General features: G+C 31.5%; 1 protein-coding gene. It reads left to right on the forward strand.

Annotation, left to right across the window (positions count from 1 at the left end; genetic code table 11):
* Nucleotides 1-172: 172 nt before the first annotated feature.
* Entirely contained in the window at nucleotides 173-1,069 is an 897-nt protein-coding gene (locus AACV33_RS03360; protein WP_182700733.1) for a hypothetical protein, read from the forward strand.
* Nucleotides 1,070-1,102 lie beyond the last annotated feature (33 nt).

Here is a 1,102-nt window from a genome sequence, read left to right on the forward strand (position 1 = left end):
TTGTTGTGAGTTGTCAGCCAAAAGAATAGCATCAACACGATTTGCAATACTCGGCGTTGTCTGTTTGCCTTTAGTTTCAGTGATTAAGGCGGTAAAATTCAGTTAAGTCTGTATGGAAGCAAACGTGTTATGCAGGCGTTATGTGTTTTTTAGCTAAGGAATGTCCAACTCTATGGATGATTTTAAAAGAAAATGTTTTTTCTGTTCAAAAAATATTGAAGGAAAAAAAACAATGGAACATGTTATTCCTAATAGTCTTCTTGGCCGCCTGGGAATAAAAGAAACTACACTTACTGGTGAAAGAGTTACTCAGTATAGTCGAATTAAAGTACCTTCACATGCAGCTTGTAATAATGAGTTTGGAAGTGAATATGAAGATAAGGTTTTCGAGTTATTAGAAAATACAGATCTTTTGTATGAAACTCTCATGGAAGAAGAAAAATCATTCTCAATAATGTATCATGCAAGTGAAAGTGCTACTGCCATATTAACTACATGGCTTTCTAAGATATATTATGGCCTTTTCTATGATGATTATATTAAAACAAAAGATGAGGCATGGCGGGATACTTGTGCATTCATTATACAAAATGATAATTTTAAATTTGTACAAGATTCGTATGCAAAAGGATTTGGATTCCAGTTACCATCAAGCCTTTACGTATTTAAAACAAATAACAGTGAAACTGATTTAATAACAATGGTAAACCCAAGTACTATTTTATTTAAAATTGGAACAATAACGCTCATTCTTTGTATTTGTGATGGTTACTTAACTAAAAATTACCTCTTGAATAATACATTAAGCAGTCTTAGAGCTTTGATGGCTGAAGAAGAAGGTAAAAATAGTAAGTTTCCTGTACATAAATTGGCTTTAGGGGAGCTTATAGCCTTAAGGCTATGCATTCCTAAAACACCAAAATTTGTTTATAGCGAAAATCAAATTATTAATATGAGCTTAACTACTATGGCTAGTAATCCAGAAAATATGTATCAAATTAATATTGATGAACTAGCTCAAGTTAGAGAATCAATTTTAAGTGAATTTAATATATCCATTAACGTATAACGTACACACATAACAAATGCATCAACACGATTT

It is taken from the genome of Aliivibrio sp. SR45-2 (genome assembly GCF_963890165.1).
GTDB classification, from domain to species: Bacteria; Pseudomonadota; Gammaproteobacteria; order Enterobacterales; family Vibrionaceae; genus Aliivibrio; species Aliivibrio salmonicida.